At 62.5% G+C, this 17,888-nt stretch carries 8 protein-coding genes; 1 reads left to right on the top strand and 7 read right to left on the bottom strand.

Annotated elements, in window-relative coordinates:
• Window positions 1-71: 71 nt before the first annotated feature.
• Window positions 72-2,597, bottom strand: a complete 2,526-nt coding sequence (glgP, locus tag FHS84_RS15230; RefSeq protein WP_166935837.1) for an alpha-glucan family phosphorylase — start codon at window positions 2,595-2,597, stop codon at window positions 72-74.
• 578 nt (window positions 2,598-3,175) lie between these two features.
• Here glgP and FHS84_RS15225 point away from each other — a divergent pair.
• Window positions 3,176-4,897, top strand: coding sequence for an ankyrin repeat domain-containing protein (locus FHS84_RS15225; RefSeq protein WP_166935835.1), 1,722 nt, complete (start codon window positions 3,176-3,178; stop codon window positions 4,895-4,897).
• An 88-nt stretch (window positions 4,898-4,985) separates the two neighbouring features.
• On the opposite strand, the gene xylA is transcribed toward FHS84_RS15225, so the two are convergent.
• The 6 genes from xylA to FHS84_RS15195 all read right to left on the bottom strand — a co-directional run bounded on the left by xylA (window position 4,986) and on the right by FHS84_RS15195 (window position 17,879).
• Window positions 4,986-6,302 (bottom strand): xylose isomerase, encoded by a 1,317-nt coding sequence (gene xylA, locus FHS84_RS15220; RefSeq protein WP_166935833.1) that lies wholly within the window; start codon window positions 6,300-6,302, stop codon window positions 4,986-4,988.
• On the bottom strand, window positions 6,299-7,759 hold the full coding sequence (gene xylB / locus FHS84_RS15215) for a xylulokinase (protein WP_166935831.1): 1,461 nt from the start codon (window positions 7,757-7,759) through the stop codon (window positions 6,299-6,301). Before xylB ends, xylA begins: the two co-directional genes overlap by 4 nt.
• A gap of 176 nt (window positions 7,760-7,935) precedes the next feature.
• The gene (locus tag FHS84_RS15210) at window positions 7,936-9,393 is read right to left on the bottom strand and encodes a mannitol dehydrogenase family protein (protein WP_166935829.1); all 1,458 of its coding nucleotides are present in this window, start codon (window positions 9,391-9,393) and stop codon (window positions 7,936-7,938) included.
• 246 nt (window positions 9,394-9,639) lie between these two features.
• Window positions 9,640-13,029: a TonB-dependent receptor domain-containing protein gene (locus tag FHS84_RS15205; protein WP_166935827.1), complete on the bottom strand. Its 3,390-nt coding sequence runs from the start codon at window positions 13,027-13,029 to the stop codon at window positions 9,640-9,642.
• A gap of 455 nt (window positions 13,030-13,484) precedes the next feature.
• Complete coding sequence (locus FHS84_RS15200; protein WP_166935824.1) at window positions 13,485-15,662, bottom strand: alpha-glucuronidase family glycosyl hydrolase; 2,178 nt, start codon at window positions 15,660-15,662, stop codon at window positions 13,485-13,487.
• Window positions 15,663-15,692: 30 nt separating this feature from the next.
• Window positions 15,693-17,879 (bottom strand): alpha-glucuronidase family glycosyl hydrolase, encoded by a 2,187-nt coding sequence (locus tag FHS84_RS15195; RefSeq protein WP_166935822.1) that lies wholly within the window; start codon window positions 17,877-17,879, stop codon window positions 15,693-15,695.
• Window positions 17,880-17,888: the final 9 nt, after the last annotated feature.

Here is a 17,888-nt window from a genome sequence, read left to right as displayed (position 1 = left end):
CGAACGCCTAAAAAACAACCCCCGCGACGGTGCCGCGGGGGTTTTGCTTTTTCCGGATCGTTGGACCGGCGCTATTTCTGCCAGGTGATGAGCGGCAACTCGGCCGGCAGGAACGCGTTGGGATGATACGGCACCACGCGCACCGTGTAGTCCTCCATCCGGCGGCTCGGCGGAATGGCGCCCGCAAAGATGTAGCCGTTGGTCGATCCGGGGATCGCATTCTCCTGGTGCAGCATGATGACTTCGGGCGCGTGTTCCGGCGTCTGGTCGGCGAACATCTCGACCCGCACGGCGTTGGGCGTCAGTTCGCCGAGATAGACCGGCACCACCACATTGGTGGCCGCTTCCGACTGGTTCACCACCGGATTGCCGATATGCAGGCCGTTCCAACGCGAATACAGCGTCCGCGACCACTGGTTCAACATGCGCGCCGGGGCGCAGCGGTCGCGCATACGCTCGCGGATCGCCTTGGCCAGCGGCAGATAAGCGATCTCGACGTAATCGGTCATCATGCGGGCGCCTGAGAATTCCGGCGTCAGGCGTCCCATCGAATGGCGGATACGCTGCAGCCAGCGCCGCGGCAGGCCGAGGCCGTCACGGTCGTAGTATTCGGGGATAACCTTGTTCTCGAGCACGTCGTAGAGGCTCTGGATGTCGATGGCATCGACACCTTCCGCCGTGCCGCCCGATCCGTCGCCGATCGACCAGCCGACTTCGTCGGTGTAGGCCTCGTCCCACCAGCCGTCGAGCGTCGAGCAGTTGATGCCGCCGTTGACCAGCACCTTCATTCCGGACGTGCCGCACGCTTCCCATGGCCGCCGCGGGGTGTTGATCCAGACGTCGACGCCCTGGGTCATCTCCTGGGCGAGGCTGATGTCGTAGTCCTCGAGGAAGACGACGTGATTGCGATAGCGCGGATTGCGCGCCAGGTTGATCCATTCCTGGATCATGCCCTTGCCGACGGTGTCGGCCGGATGGGCCTTGCCGGCGACCACGATCTGCACCGGATACATCGGATTGTGCAGCAGCTTGTCGAGACGGGCGAGATCGCGCAGCAACAGGTTCGGGCGCTTGTATTCGGTAAAGCGGCGGGCAAAACCGAGCGTCAGAACGTTGGGGTCGAGGACCGTTTCGGCCTTCTGCACCTGTTCGAGATCGAAACCGCCTTCCCGGAGCTGACGGCCGAGATGATAGCGGGCATAGCGCACCAGGCGCTGACGGCCTTCGCCGCGCATCGCCCACAGATCCTCGTCGCTGACGGAATCCGGAATTGGCATGCGATCCTTGCCGGTCGGCGTGCGCCACCGCCCCTTGCCGAGGATCTTGTTCCAGACGCGGTCGGAACCGGCCGAATCCCAGGTCGGAATATGAACGCCGTTGGTGACGTAGCCGATCGGCACTTCGCAAGACGGCCAGCGCGCGAACAGCGGCTGGAAGATGCGCCGGCTGACTTCGCCGTGCAGACGCGAAACGCCGATGGTGATGGCCGAGCCGCGCTGGGCCAGGAACGCCATGTTGAACGGCTCGTCGGAATTGCTCTGGTCGGCGCGGCCGAGCGCCAGCACGTGTTCGAGCTTGACGCCCCGTCCATGCAAGGCGCCTTCCACATACGGCAAATACTTGCGCAAGAGTTCGGCCGGGAAGCGGTCGAAACCCGCGGCGACCGGCGTATGGGTGGTGAAGACGTTGCCGGCGCGGGTCGCCCACAAGGCTTCCCAGAAATCGAGGTTGGATTTCAGCGCCAATTGACGGGCGCGCTCGATGATGGCGAAGGCCGCGTGGCCTTCGTTGACGTGGCAGATCTCGACTTCGGGATGGAGCGCTTCCACCACGCGCCAGCCGCCGACGCCGAGCACGATTTCCTGCATCAGGCGCAGTTCCGGACCGCCGCCGTAAAGCTTGGCGGTGATACCGCGATCGAGCGGGCTGTTGATGGGATCGTTGGAGTCGAGCAGATAGAGCGTGACGCGGCCGACCGTCGCCTTCCAGACGCGCAACTGCACCACGCGGCCCGGCATTTCGAGACCGATCTTGAGCCAGCCGTCTTCCGGCAGGATCACCGGCTCGACCGGCAGCGCCGAAGGCTCGTTGTAGGGATAGAACTCCTGCTGCATTCCGCGGCCGTCGATCAGTTGGCGGAAATAGCCTTCCTGATAAAGAAGGCCGATGCCGATCACCGGGATGTCGAGGTCGGAGGCCGATTTGAGCACGTCGCCGGCCAGAATGCCGAGGCCGCCGGCATAAATCGGCAGCGCCGAGCCGAGACCGAATTCCATCGAGAAATAGGCGACGCCGCCAAGCTGGTTGCCGCGATCGGTGTCACGGAACCAGCCGGGCGTGTTGAGGTATTCGTTGCGGGCATTGACGAAGCCGTTGAGCTTGTCGAGGAACTTTTGATCCTGCGACAGCTGCTTGAGGCGCTCGCGAGAGGCGCCCTGCAAGACAGTCCAGGGATTGAGCGTGCGCTCCCACAGCTTCTCGTCGATGTGGCCCCACAGGGCGTCGCCTTCGTGACTCCAGGTCCAGCGCAGGTCGAGCGCGATCTGCTGCAACGCGGCGATTTCACTGGGCAGTTCGAGAAGAGGGATGGTGACCATGATGAGCTTTCCGAAAGGTCCTGTCGCGACAGCGTGGCGAACGGGGCGAGCCAATTCCAGCCCCGACGGAATACTCTCCGATTCTTGTTAAAGAATATCCGCGAGACAAGGCAAATTCCGCAGAAAACCTGGACTTAAAGGGTAAACGAGTTGTTAACGGGCAGACTGCCTAGCCCGATGCCCAAAAAAGCAGCCTCCTGCTCGCAACAACGCGGAGAAGCACCTGGCGGGGAGGAAAAGCGAATGGATCCGAACGGTGTTCGAACAGAATACATTGTTCGGGCATCTTCGCGCGCTTAGCGACGGTGACTTAACGGACCCGCCTCGGATGGCTGCTTGCGCGATAACCGGCCGGCCTCCAGCTAACACCGCCGTTCAATTGCACAGATGACAGAGCCGAGGCCGTTCGAGTTGACAGACATCCCGTAGCCCGGCAGGGTCACTTACAGAGCGCTTGGGGCGCCACCTGTCCGCGGCAAGGGAGCAAGCTCCCACCCACACGGTTCTTCCGTTGTACACATCAGCCCTTCTTCCGGCCTGCTGAGCGGACGCCAGGCGATTTTCGGAAGGAAGGTCCCATGCCCCGAAGCATCGCGCACCAGACAAATCTCGAAGCGCTCCGCAAGGAAGCCAAGCGTTTGCGCAAAGCCGTTGCCGCGGGTGAGCCGGACGCGATCACCCGCTTTCGGCTTGCGTTCCCCAAGAACGATCCGACGGTCGGTCTGCGCCAAGCCCAGCATACGATCGCGCGCGAATACGGCTTTGCCAGTTGGGCGGCGTTGAAACAGGAGATCGAAGACAGAAACCGCAGTCACGAAGAACGGGTGCGCTTGTTCCTGGAGAAATCCGTGCACCGCTACGGCACCGATCCAAACACCGGCAAATGGGGCGATTACGAGCCGGACGGACCGGCGCGCGGCGCGCTGGCGGCCCGCCTTCTGGCGCGTCATCCCGAAATCGGGCGCCAGGATATTCACACGGCCGTTGCGGCCCACGATCTCGATGCGGTGCATACCTTTTTGACCAAAGACCCGCGGCTGGCCAATGACCAGCACCCGTTCGACGGCTGGACGCCGTTGTTGCGCTTGGCCTACGCCCGTTTGCCGATCGAGGCCGTGGAACGCAATGCCATAGCCATTGCCACCCTGCTGCTCGACGCCGGGGCCGATCCGAACGCCGGCTGTTTCGATCATACCGGGGGCTTCACCGCCTTGACCGGTGTGATCGGCGAAGGCGAAGCCGGACAATCGCCGCATCCCTTGGCGGAGAGTCTTGCGCGGCTCCTTGTTGCCCGCGGCGCCGATCCGCTGGACGGACAAGCGCTCTACAACACGTCCCTCGGCGGCGATGTCACGGTCTGGCTCGATTTCATGTGGGCGGAAACCGCAAAGCGCGGCCAAACGGTGCGCTGGAGCGAACCCAATCCGAACCTGACCGGCCGGCCCCTCGATTACCTCCTCGGCAATGCGGTCGCCAACCTGCATGTGACGCGGACGGCATGGCTCCTGGCGCATGGCGCCGACGCCAATACCGTGAACGCGTACACGAAGCTGCCCGTTATCACGCATGCCGCCATCGCAGGACGGCAGGATATTGTCGATCTTCTGATCGACCACGGCGCGCCCGCACCCCGGTTGAGCGATGAAGAAGCGTTCGTCGCAGCGGCGGCGCAAGGCGATCTCGCTGGCGTTCGCGAGCGGACCACAACGCATCCCGGTCTCCTGCGCCAACCGCACGCGATGATCGCCGCGATTCACCGCCGGCAGTTGGAAGTCGTGAACCTTCTGCTCGATCTCGGCATGTCGCCCGACATCGGCGATGCCCAGAACTATCGCGCCCTGCATCACGCCGCCGATTGCGGCGCGGTGGAAATCGCCAAGCTCTTGATCGATCAAGGCGCGGAGATCGATCCGTTCGAGACCCGCTATGGCGGCTCGCCATTGAGCCATGCCAACTACCACCGGCGCTCCGAGGTGGTTGCGCTGCTGACGCCGATCAGCCGGAATTTCCGGGCTCTTTGTTTTGCCGGCGCGATCGATCGGGTGCGCGCGTTGCTGAAGGAAGACCCGAACTCGGCCAACCGCGAGGATCGTCCGGGCGAACCCGCGCTGTTCTGCCTGCCCGACGACGAAGAACGAGCGCTTGAGATGGCCGAGTTGTTGCTGTCGTTTGGTGCCAACCCCAGGGCTCGCAATCCGCTCGGCCAAACGCCCGCGGATGCCGCCCGCAAGCGAGGGTTGGACGACGCGGCCGATCTCCTCGCTGAGGCTGACGAAAGCCACCAAACGACATCGTCATGACCGGCCCTCCCCGCGTTCCGGTCGTCCCAATAAAAAACCTCCCCCCGCGCGATGCGGAGGGAGGCTTTCATACGCAGTAAAAATCCGATCAGGAAATCTTCTGGCACTGAGCGACGACGCTCTCCAGCAGTTCCTGCTTGCCGGAAACCGGCTTCGGATTGAGGTTCTTCTTGAGCGCGACGTCGGCGAGATCGGCGAGCGAGTACTTGCCCTCCATGATGTCCTTGCCGAACGGAGTCGACCAGCCGGCATAGCGGGCGGCCTTGGCATCGGCCAAGCGCTTGTCCTTGATCATGGCTTCGGCCGAGATCACGGCGCGGGCCAGAGTGTCGATGCCGGCAACGTGGGCGATATAGAGATCGTTCACGTCGACCGACTGACGGCGCAGCTTGGCGTCGAAGTTGCAGCCGCCGGTGCCGAGGCCGCCGTTCTCGAGGATCGGCAGGAACGCGACCGACAGGTCCTGGGCGTTGTTCGGGAACTGGTCGGTATCCCAGCCCGAACGCGGATCGCCGCGGTTGATGTCGAGCGAACCCATGATGCCGAGCGCGTAGGCCATCTCGACTTCATGCTCGAAGTCGAGGTTCGCCAGCGTGGCGTGGTTCACTTCGATGTTGACCTTTACTTCCTTTTCCAGGCCGTTCTTCTGCAGGAAGCCGAAGACGGTGGCGGTGTCGCGGTCATACTGATGCTTGGTCGGCTCGAACGGCTTCGGCTCGATCAGGATCGTGCCCTTGAAGCCGATCTTGTGCTTGTGCTCGACAACCATGTTGAGGAAGCGGCCGAAGTGGGCCAGTTCCGCCTTGAGGTCGGTGTTGAGCAGGGTGTCGTAGCCTTCACGGCCGCCCCACAAGACGTAGTTCTCGCCGCCCAGACGATGGGTGGTTTCCATGATGGCGCGGACCTGGCCGGCGGCATAGGCGAACACTTCCGGATCCGGATTGGTGGCGGCGCCGGCGGCATAACGCGGATGCGAGAAGGCATTCGCCGTGCCCCACAGCAGCTTCACGCCGGTCTGGGACATCTTCTTGGCGAAGATGTCTTCCATCTTCTTGAGGTTGTCGATGTGCTCGGGGAGCGAGGACGCATCGGCGATCACGTCGGCATCATGGAACGCGAAATAGGGCGTGCCGAGACGGGTGAAGAAATCGAACGCCGCATCGGCGCGGGCTTCCGCCTGCTCCTGCGTGACCTTGCCCGACCACGGACGATTCCAGGTGCCGCCGCCGAACATGTCGGAGCCGAACGAGGAGAACGAGTGCCAGTAGGCAACCGTCAAACGCAGCCAGTCGCCCAGCTTCTTGCCGAGAACGACGCGGTCCTTGTCATAGACCTTGTACGCCAGCGGATTGGTGCTATCGGGACCTTCATATTTGATCGGCCCGACTTCCGAGAAAATGCTCATCTTCCAAACTCCCTGAAAGAGGATTTGAGGTTTTTGTACAGGTCCACGAACTGGGCCCGCCGAGGTGCCATCTGCTCCTTCAACGCGGCCACAGGTTCAACGACACGCGACACCTTCGGTGCCGTACACACTTTCACCGGATCTTCTCCGGTATCGGCGAGCCTGCCAAGGCGGGCTGCACCGAAGGCACCGCCCACTTCGCCGCCTTCGCGGTAGGTGAGCGGAATATCGAGCGCCGATGCGAGCATCGGGCCCCAGAACTTCAGACGCGAGGCGCCGCCGACGACGGTGGTGTCACCGATGGTCGAGCCGGCTTCGCGCAAAACGTCGATACCGTCGGCGAAGGCAAACGCGACGCCTTCGAGCACCGCATAAGCGAGATCGGCCTGGGTGGTATCGGCGCCGAGGCCGAAGAACACGCCGCGCGCATAGGGATCGTTGTGCGGGGTGCGCTCGCCGGAGAGATACGGCAGGAAGATCGGGGTCTGTTTCCTAAGGCCGCGCTTCTCGGCGCCGGCCACGGTCTCGACCACGTCATTGATGCCGGTGAGATTGGCGATCCAGTCGATCGCCGACGCCGCCGTCAGGATCACCGCCATCTGGTGCCAGACGCCCGGAATGCAGTGGCAGAACGCGTGCGCCGCCTTCTCCGGATTGGGACGGAACTTGTCGTTGACGACGAACAGCACGCCCGAGGTGCCGAGCGACAGGAACGCCTGCCCCGGCGCCACAACGCCGACGCCGACCGCGCTGGCGGCATTGTCGCCGCCGCCGCCGGCCACTACGACCTGGGGCAGCCCGAGTTCTTCGGCGGCTTCCGCCGTGAGCTTGCCGGTCGGGGCAGTGCCTTCGACCGCTTTCGGCATGTTCTCGCGCGTGAGATCGGTCGCCTTCAGCATGTCGTCGGACCAGTCGCGCTTGGCCACGTCGAGCCAGAGCGTGCCGGCATTGTCGCTCATGTCGCCGGCCTTCTCGCCGGTCAGCTTCAAGCGGACATAATCCTTCGGCAGCAGCACCGTCTTCACCTTGGCGAAGACGTCGGGTTCATGATGCTTGACCCAGAGCAGCTTCGGCGCCGTGAAGCCCGGCATCGCGATATTGCCGGTGATGGCGCGCGAACGCGGCTGGAGCTTTTCGAGCTCGGCGCATTCGGCTTCAGAACGGCCGTCGTTCCACAAAATCGCGGGACGCAGCGGCTTGTCGGCCGCATCGAGCAGCGTGGCGCCGTGCATCTGGCCGGAAAGGCCGATACCTTTCACCGCCTGACGGCCCTTTTCGGGCAATGCCCGCACGGCTGCGACGGTGGCGCGCCACCATGCATCGGGGTTCTGCTCCGACCACAGCGGCTGCGGCCGTTCGACCGTCAGCGGCGCCGAGCCTTGCGCAAAAAGCTGGCCCTCATCGTCCATCAGGACGGCTTTGACACTCGATGTGCCTATGTCGATGCCAAGATACATCGTTCCTGTTGCTCCTCCATGCCGACCGGTTTGTCCCGTCGGGATTATCTGAGTACGCTTGTCGGATTACTTGGTAGCGTTATCATACACCGGAACACGCCAACGCCAACAGACAAAATAGCGCTCCCTGCCCTATTTTGTCATATCAACGCCGGAAGGCGAAAGTCCCCGGTTTTTCAGTCGAGCTGGGCTTCGAAATTCGCGTAGGCGGCGAGCATCGCGGCCTTGAACGTGGGGTTCTCGACGAGGTCCGCCGGGAACACCTCGCGCACCGCGAGGAACTTCGGCAGATCCGCCGCCGCATCGCCGGTGCATTCGCGGCCGATCGCCGACAGCTTGTCGTTGAGCGGGTCCTGCAAGGCAATGCCGGCCTTGGCCTGACGCTCGATGAAGCGCATCCAGGCGCCCAGCGAAATGGTGAAGCGGCGGATCGGACGGCCACCCTTCAGCGCATCCTGCAGCGAGCCGAGGATGCGATAGGGCAGCTTCTGCGAGCCGTCGGATGCGATCTGGATCAACTTGTGGGTCAGCGCCGGATTGCGGAAGCGGTCGAGCAGATCGGAGATGTAGGCATTGAAATTGAGGCCCGGCGTCTTGTGCAGCGTCGGCACGATGTCTTCGCGCATCATCAGTTCGACGGCATGGCTGAGCTTGGCGTCGGCCATCGCTTCGCCGACCGAATCGCGGCCGCGCATCAGACCGGCATACGCGAGCGTCGAATGGGCGCCGTTCAAGAGGCGCAGCTTGGCGAATTCGTACGCCGCAACGTCCTTGGTCAGCTGAACGCCGACCGAGGCCAGATCGGGCGCACCTTCGCCCAGCGCGTCTTCGACCACCCATTGCAGGAAGGCCTCGCGCTGCACCGGCGCTTCGCAGCGCAGACCGGTTTCGCGTTCGATGCGCTCGACCAGTTCCGGCGTCGCCGCCGGGGTGATCGAATCCACCATGGTCGAGGGGAAGGTGACCTTGTCGGTGATCCAGGCGAGCAGGTCCTTGTCGCCGCGCGCGGCGGCGAACTTGAGGACGGCGCCGTGCAGCTTGTGGCCGTTCATCACCATATTATCGCAGGAGACCGGTACGAACGGGACCATGCCGGCGGCCTTGCGGCGGGCGAGACCTTCGGTGATCCAGCCGATCAGCGTGCCCGGCGTGGTGGGATGTTCGAGGTCGGCCTTGATCGCCGGGTTGTCGAGATCGAGTTCGCCTTTGCCGTCGAGGTAATAGCCCTTCTCGGTCACCGTCGAGGTGACGAGCTTGACCCGCGGATCGTTGAGACGGGCGAAGATCTTGTCGGCCTGACCGTGGGCCTTCAGATATTCGATGTGCGAGCCGACGACCCGGTAGCGGATCTGCGCGTCGAGCTCGGCGACCATATAGAGATTGTCCTGAACCGCCGCGTTTTCCATCAGGCCGTTCGGCATCAGCTCGGCGCCGCAAACGCCCCAGCGTGGGTCCTTGGGCAAGAGCGAGTCGTAATAGCAAGCCTGATGGCCGCGGTGGAACGCGCCGGGGCCAAAATGCACGATTCCGACGGTTACCTTGCTGCGGTCGTACTTGGGCAGAACGACGCCGGGCTTGGCTTGGGACAGGGTCTGGGTCGAAAGGCGGGGCGCGGAGGCGGGATTCGGGCTCATGGGCGGTTCTTTTACACCAGCAGCACCGCCCGCGGCCACGCCTTAGGGCAGCGGCCTGGTGCCGCTAACATGATTTTTTTTGAGCGAAACCGCTCAAAACCAAGCATTCAGTCCGGTGCGACGGATTGTTTCACGCCGATAGGCCGGGGCCATAAAAAAGCGGCGCACCGTGAGATGCGCCGCCAAGCCTTGTTTCGCCCAAAGCCGCCGGCCCCCGGAAGAGAGGGCCGGCGAAGGGAGGGAGACTTACAGACTACCGCGGATGCCGATGAGGAACATCGAGCCGCCGTTGTACGAGTAGTTCATCAGGTTCTTGTACTGCTTGTACGAACGCCCATTGAGCGCATGGAACAGGTTCTGGACGTCGAAGGTCAGTTCCGGATCGCTCGGCAGTTCGCCGAAGATCTTGGACAGCTTCAGGCTCGACGACAGGTCGACCTGGGCATAGTCCATCGAACGCTCTTCGGTGAAGGCCGGGATACCCGAGATGATGCCATAGACGTTCGAGTTGGTGATCGTGCCGCGAGTGAACGCGTACGACACCTTCACCATGATGCCGTCGTTATCGTAGTAGACGGTACCGTTGTACTGCAGCGGCGACACGTTCAGCACGACCGACGGAGCGGCGCTGTTGGGCGTCGTCTTGGTGCTGATGGCCGTGACGTTGGCCACCAAACCGAAGCCCTTCAGACCGTATTCCTCGAGCGCGAAGTCGAACGGCTGGACCCAGTTGAACTCCATGCCCTTGATCGTCTGCAGACCAGTGGCATTGCGCTGCTGGGTGATGTTGACGTTGACGCAATCAAGCGTCTGGGGCCCGGTGGCATTCCAGCAACCGCCAGCGTTCGCCAAATTATAGAGGTTCGTGTACTGCGACGAGCCGTTGGCAAAGTTGGCAAACACGGTGCCGAACTGCGCCAGCCACGGGAACTTCTGCACCGAGGTGTAGTTGCTCGGGAAGCCCGTGATCATCTTCTTGAAGACGCCGAGGCTGAGATAACCTTCGCCGCCGGTGAACAGTTCGGCGCCGAGGTCGATATTGGTCGAGTAGAACGGCTTCAACTGCGGATTGCCGAGCGTGTAGGCATCGGCGCCCGAGCCGCCGCCACCGAGCTGCGGCAGCATGCTGTTCGGATTCGGCCGGGTCATCGTGCGCGAGACCGCGCCGCGGAGCTGGAAGTCGTCGTAGATTTCCCACACCACGTTCGCCGACGGCAGGAAGGCCGAATACGAGCCGGTCATGGTCGCCGGAACGATGTAGTTCGGATACCGCGCACCATCCGGCAGATCGTCGGACGAAGCGCTGGTCGCACCGGCGTTACGCGCATCGACAACCGAGGTGTAGCCGGTGACCGCCTGCTGGGTACGAATGAAGCGGGCGCCGAGGTTGTAGCGGATCTTCTGCTCGCCGCGATGCAGCGTGCCTTCGATCTTGCCGTAGATGCCCCAGGTCTTCTCGTGGATGATGCTCGACGAGATATTGGTGTTCGTGCCGGCGCTGAAGCCGGTACGGCCGGGATCCTGGAGATTTTCAGCAGCGCCGTTCGCCGGATGCGTGGCGAAGAAGTCGTAATTCGTGGCTGCCTTCAGGCCGTTGTAGTTCACCTTCACGAAGCCGTTCGGGCCCGCCGAGAGGTAACCCGGCACCGCCGAACTCGGAACCAGCGGCCCTTGCGCGGTCGGCACGGAGCCGAGACCGGCCGAATAACCGGTACCCCAGTTGGTCGTCCACGCCGACGGAATGCTGAAGCTCGAAGCGTTCGAACAGCCAGAGGTCGTGTTGGGTCCGGGCAGGAAGGTCGACGGGTTGAAGCCGCAAGCCGCTTCGGCGAACCAGGTGCCGTTGTCGTAGCCGCGCACCAGACGATACCATTCGTCCCACGCCAAGCCGGCCGAGACCTTGAACTTGTCGCCGCCATAGGACGCGTCGAGGTGGGCGCCCTTGGTGTAGACGTAGCGGCGTTCCTGCTGCAGACGCACCGCCGACTGAGAATACCAGCCGTAGTTGTTCGGATCCTGCAGGCCGGCACCCGGCAGAGTCGGCATCGAATAGACCGGGGTGGCGCCAGTGTTGTCCATGTGGACGACGGAAAGCGGCGTCGAAGGCATGAAGGTCGGCGAGTCGCGGAAGAAGTGGGCGCGGCTGTAGTTGATCTGCGCCTTGACGTTCAACAGATCCGTGACCTGCCAATCCATGCCCGGATTGAGGCTGATGTAGTCCGACTTTTCCTTGTAGGGACGGGCTTCCAGAGCCATCTGGGCATTGGCGAAGTCGGCCGACGTGACGACGTTGTTCTTGTCGACCGTCATGTTCATCGGGATGGCGTTACCGCTGCGGCCGATCATCATGAGGTCTTCGCGGTCGAGATTGTTCTCGATCACGCCGAGAATGCTGTCGAAGTAGAAGTGCATTTCGTCGGTCGGACGATATTCAAACGACAGGATGCCGTTGTAACGGTCACGCGTGCCGCGTTCGAACATCGGACGGCCGGTACGCGGAATGATCGCGCTGCCGATCTGGGCAATGCTCAGGCCGGGGTTGAGAGCCAGCAGATTGGCTTGATTGATCGGCAAGCCCACATAGGAATTGGGCACGCCGGTATTCGGGAAAGTGCCGCCGCTACGGGTGATAACGCCCGTATTGGAGATAGCGAGGCTTTCGGTCGGAATACCCCAGCCGTTGAGGCCGCCGATCGGATTACATTGCGAAATGCTGGCCGTGCTAGTCGTGTTGGGCGACGTGACTGTCGACACGTTCGCGGGCGCATTACACCAGCTCGTGAACGCGTAAGGATTGGTGCTGGCGTTGTAGGGCTGAGAAGGATTCTTGAGCGGATAATATCCCGGCGCAACGCCGGCTGCCGCTTCCATCGCCGCAATCTGAGCAGGCGAATAGAACTGCTTGTCGCTCAGGCTCGGCACCGTCAGGTTGTTGAAGGCGCCTTCATAGCCCGTGACCATGATGCGGTTGACCTGGCCGGAGAGTCCGAGGAGGACGCCGAACGGACCGTTGGTGTAGCTGCCGATCAAGTGGCCGCGGTGGCCGGGGGTGCCGTTGTTTTCGTAATCGCTCAGCTGAGCGCTGTACGAAAGGTGCATGCCCGGATTGTCGAACGGACGGATGCTGCGCATGGCGACCACGCCCGAGGCGCCGCCTTCCAGCTGGTCCGCGCTGGAGGTCTTGCTGACCGACAACTGCGAGAACAGTTCGATCGGGAAGATGTTGAGGTCGACTTCGCGGTTGGCGCCGTTGGCGTCGGTGTTGCCGGTCGAGGCCGTCGCGACGTTCGCACCGTTCAGCGTGATCTTGACGTGGTTGGTATCGAGACCGCGGATGGCGACGCGCATGCCCGAACCGTCGTTTTCACGGCTGATCGTGATGCCCGGAATACGGTTAAAAGCTTCGGCGATGTTGGTGTCCGGGAACTTGCCGATATCTTCGGCAAAGACCGAATCCGAGAAATTGACCGACTCGCGCTTGGCGTTTGTCGATGAGGCCAAGCTGGCGCGATAGCCAGTGACCGTCACGGTTTCCATTTCTTGTGCAACGGCAGGTGCCGTTGCGAGCAGCAGGCCTACACCTGCGAGAACCGTCGTGCCGAGCAGTCGGGCACGGTTGTGCAAATTCGACTTCATGCTTTTCCTCCCCTTTGGGCGTCGTTTTCTAGGGTTCGATGACCCGATCGCCGGATGTGATCACTTGGATTGCGCTAAGACAGATCCCCTTCTCGTTTCACACACACCGGCTCACATACTAAGCAGTTGATGTTAGCGGTAACACGCATAGGATTATGCTAGGCCATATGTACCGTCAAGGTAACAATGGACATTACCGCTACGAATGATTTTGGGTGTTGCTGGTACAACACCAACCTAAGTGACGGAAATAACAAACAAAATGATGTGCTAAGCATCAAAATTATTCATCGCTAATGTGGAACAACTCTAACTTCTGTCCTAACCCGTCGCTTTCGCTATATATTTGTTATCGGTATCGTAATCTAAACTAATAAGGCAAAATCATGGCAACCTCTCCTCCGGCCGTGGAAGGAGGGCACATGGTTGTTGCTACTTACCATCACCCCGCAGGCTCAATCCTCGCGGAACGGCGATGCGGTTTTGCCCGGATTGCCCGGTGCAAACGGCAGCCTTTTGGCCTTGTACCAATCGAGGTCGTGCGCCGGTGCGGGAACGCCGTGCGGCAACGGCCGGCCGGAAAGCGATTGGAAATAAGCGATCGAGGCATCGCGCCATTCCACCGCGCTGTCGTACTGCATGGCGAGGAAGTCGGCGGTGATCTGCCAGCGCTCCGCATCGACGTAAGGCTTCATCCTGGCCCAAGTCGCCTGCATCGCCTTCACGTTCTCGACGCCGCGCGCGTAATGCAGCGCGAGTTCGTCCCATAGCGTCCGGCCCGAGACCATTTTGTGATCCCACGGCAGATGGTGGAACCACAACAGCAGCGGCTCGGGTGTCTTGTTCGGATCGGCGAAGATGGCGGCGAGCGGGGCATGATATTGCGCCACGGCGTTCGAGCCGGTCGGCGTGCGGTCGAAGCCGATGCCGCTCTTGTCGGCGCCGTTGTAATAGGTCGGGTTCCAATCGGGACGCCCGACATTGTCGATCCACGGACCGGGACCGTAATGATGGCCGGTCGCCATCTGATGGGCGAGGCCCAGCGGCGTCATGGTATCGACCGCGGTTTCGCGGCTTTGCATCATCATGTCGATCACCGGCTTTACGAAGGCCGGATCGGACGTGAAGGTCATGCGTACCCAGTCCTCGGCAATCGCGCGCGCATCAGCGTCGGGATTCCATGCCAGCCGCCCGTAAGCGTTCCAATTGGCCTGATCGAAGATCGAACCCGACCAGTTGCGCGCGGTACCGACGTTGGACGCGCCGGCGATCAGGCTCAGTTTGTTATGGAACAGCGAACCATCGATGGCGTGCGCCACCGTCGAGCCGGAACCTTTGGCATAGGTGTCGCTTTGCAGCACCTCCTGCCACAGCGTGCCGAGATAGACGAGATGGATTTCGAAGCCGAGATATTCCTTGGTGATCTGCAGTTCGATTCCGGCCGGCGTTTTCTCCAGGCCGCCGAACAAAGGACTGAACGGCTCGCGCGGCTGAAAATCGAGCGGCCCATTCTTGACCTGGATCACCACATTGTCGGCGAACTGGCCGTCGAACGGCTTAAATTCGTTATAGGCCTGTTTGACCCGGTCCTCGGGCTTGGGCGAATAGACGAAAGCGCGCCAGATCACGATGCCGCCGTGCGGGGCGAGCGCTTCGGCCATCATATTGGCGCCGTCGGCATGGCTGCGGCCGAAGTCCTGCGGGCCGGGCTGGCCTTCGGAATTGGCTTTCACCAGGAAGCCGCCGAAATCGGGAATGATGCGATAGATCTCGTCGGCCTTGGCTTTCCACCAGGCGCGCACTTGCGGATCAAGCGGATCGCCGGTCTTGAGCCCGCCGAGTTCCTGCGGACAGGAAAAGCGCGCCGACAGATAAATCTTGATGCCGTAGGGCCGGAACAGATCGGCGAGCGCAGCAGCTTTCTTCAGCCACGGCTCGGTCAGACTCACCGCCGTCGTCAATCCCGAAGGATTGGTCAGCACGATGCCGTTGATGCCGAGCGAGGCTTCGGCACGGGCGTAATCGACCAGCTGCGGATCGACATGGCCGGGCAACTCCCACCAGTTGAAGATCGAAAATCCCGAAAAGCCGCGCTCCATGGTGCGGTCGAGATTGTCCCAATGGTCGATCATCCGGAGCTTGACCTTGGGCGCCTCGACCACATCGAGCGCGTCGAGCGCCGCGCCGGTCTGAACGAGGCGCAGGAAGGCAAACGCGCCGTGCAGCGCGCCGACATCGGTGTTGCCGGCGATGACGGTCACGCGCTTGCCCTTGACGACAGCGCTTTTGATGACAAAGCCGTCGCTGCCGACGCGCTCGAGCGGCAGAGCCAGCCCCGCGATGGAGGGCGAGTCTTTGGGCGTACCGAACAGCACCGCGCCATTGCTGCGGATCGCATCGCCGCTTGCAACCTTCTTCGCCAACAGGCCGGAGAGGCCGCGCGTCAATTCCTCGGCGGTGATTTTTGCGGTGGGCGAACGGCTGGCCGTAACGACCTCGCTGCCGATATCGCCAGCGCGGGCCGAAGCCGCCTTGTCGAGGGGTGCATAGCGCAGCCACAGCTGATAGCCATCATCGGCGCGCGCGGGCGTCAGCACCATCGCGGCGCACAAAGCTAGCAATGCCCACTTCATCGTTCCCTCCTCGACAGCCCGGCGCGAAGCTCAGGGTTGCGTTTCTTCCTCCGGCGGCGGCGTCACCTTGCGTCCCGGCGAGCCCTGCCCCGGCGCATACGGCCACGACAGCTGCTTGTAATAGGAAAGGCTATGCGCCGGCGCCCGCATGCCGGACGGCAACGGCAAGCCCGACATGCTCTGGAAATAGGCGACCGAAGCGTCGCGCCACAGCTTGGCATCGCGCGCCTGAATGCGCAGATAATCGGCGGTGATCGCAAAGCGTTCGTCGTCGACATACGGCTTCAGCTTCGCCCATTCGGCGCCCATCGCATGCACGGCGTCTTCGCCCTCGCCGTAGCGGGTGACGAGCTCATCCCACAGCGTGCGGCCGGAGGCCATTTTGTAGTCCCACGGCAGATGGTGGAACCACAGCAAGAGATTTTCCGGCGTCGTTTCGACGCGCGAGAATTTCTCCGCCACAGGCGGGAAATACTGCGCCACCGCATTCGAGCCCGTGGCGGTGCGGTCGAAGCCGATGCCGTCCTTGCCGGCGCGATGATAATAAACCGGGTTCCAATCCTGCCGTCCGGCATCGTCGACCCACGGCCCCGGACCGTAATGGCCCGAGGTTCCCATCTGATGCGCCAGCCCGAGCGGGGTCATATAGTTCACCGCTGTCTCGCGCGAACCCATCATCATGGCGACGACCGGCTGGTCGAACGCCGGGTTGGCATTGAAGGTCAGCTTGACCCAATCGGCGGCGATGGCATCGGCCTTGGCGTCCGGGTCCCAAGCCAACCGCCCGAAGGCATACCAGTTGGCTTGATCGAAGATCGAGCCGCACCAGTTCCGATCAGCGCCGATATTGGAGACGCCCGCCATCAAAGTCAGTTTGTTGTTGAACACGATCACCTTGGCGACCGTCGATCCGGCGCCCTTGGCATAGGTGTCGGACTGGAACACTTCCTGCCACATCGAACCGAGATAGACGAGATGGGTGTTGAAGCCGAGATATTCCTTGGTGATCTGCAGCTCCATGCCGGTGTTGGTCCTGGGCGTGGCGCCGAACAGCGCGGAGAACGGTTCGCGCGGCTGGAAGTCGAGGGCGCCGTTCTTCACCTGCAGGATGACGTTGTCGGCGAACTTGCCGTCGAACGGCTTGAACTCGTTGTAGGCCTGCTTGATGCGGTCGTCGGGCACCTCGTGGCTGTAGACGAAAGCACGCCACATCACGACGCCGCCGTGCGGCGCCAGCGCTTCGGCCAGCATATTGGCGCCGTCGGCGTGGTTGCGGCCGTAATCCTGCGGACCGGGCTGGCCTTCGGAATTGGCCTTGACCAGGAAGCCGCCGAAATCGGGGATGGCGTGATAGATCTCGTCCGCTTTGTTGCGCCACCAGGCGCGCACTTTGGGATCGAGTGGATCGGCGGTGGTCAGGCGGCCGATCTCCATCGGGGCGGAGAACCGCGCCACCAGATAGACCTTGATGCCGTAAGGCCGGAACGTATCGGCAATGCGGGCGACCTTGGCGATATAGCCGGGCGTCAGGATCAGCGACGACGCGTTCACGTTGATGAGTACGGTGCCGTTGATGCCGAGCGAGGCATTGGCGCGGGCGTAATCGACGAGCCGCGGCGGCACATGCTCGGGCAGCGTCCACCAATTGAAGATCGAGCCGCCGGCATAACCGCGCTCGATGGTGGCGTCGAGATTGTCCCAATGGTTGAGCAAGCGCAGTTTCACTTTGGGCGCCGACACGATGGCGAGCCGGTCGACCGGCGCACGCGCCTGAATCTCTTTCAGGAAGCGGAAGGCGCCGTAGAGAGCGCCGACATCGGAATTGCCGGCGATGACGGTGATCTTGCGACCGTTCGCGGTCGCGCTCTTGATGACATAGCCTTCGGGGCCGAGACCGGCGAGCGGCAGCTTGAGGCCGGCGATGGTCTTCGAGTTCGCCGGCGTGCCGAACAGCACCGCGCCGTTGCCGTGGATTGTGGTACCGGTCGCAATTTTTTTCGCCAAAAGACCCGACAGGCCGCGCACGAGTTCGTCGGAGGTAACCTTGGCGGTCGCCGAATGGCTGGCGCTCACCACTTCGGTCGCCGCCGCGCGATAGCGCACCAGCGCCTGCTTCTCGACCGGACGGTAACGCAGCCACAAATCGTAACCGTCTTCCGCATGCGCTGCGGAAATCATCGTGGCGGCAGCGAGCGCTATCAGGGACAGAAATCTCATAACATTCCT

The organism is Rhizomicrobium electricum, assembly GCF_011762045.1.
GTDB lineage: Bacteria > Pseudomonadota > Alphaproteobacteria > Micropepsales > Micropepsaceae > Rhizomicrobium > Rhizomicrobium electricum.
Note: the sequence above shows the minus strand (reverse complement) of the source record. Positions and strands in the feature narration are given on the sequence as shown.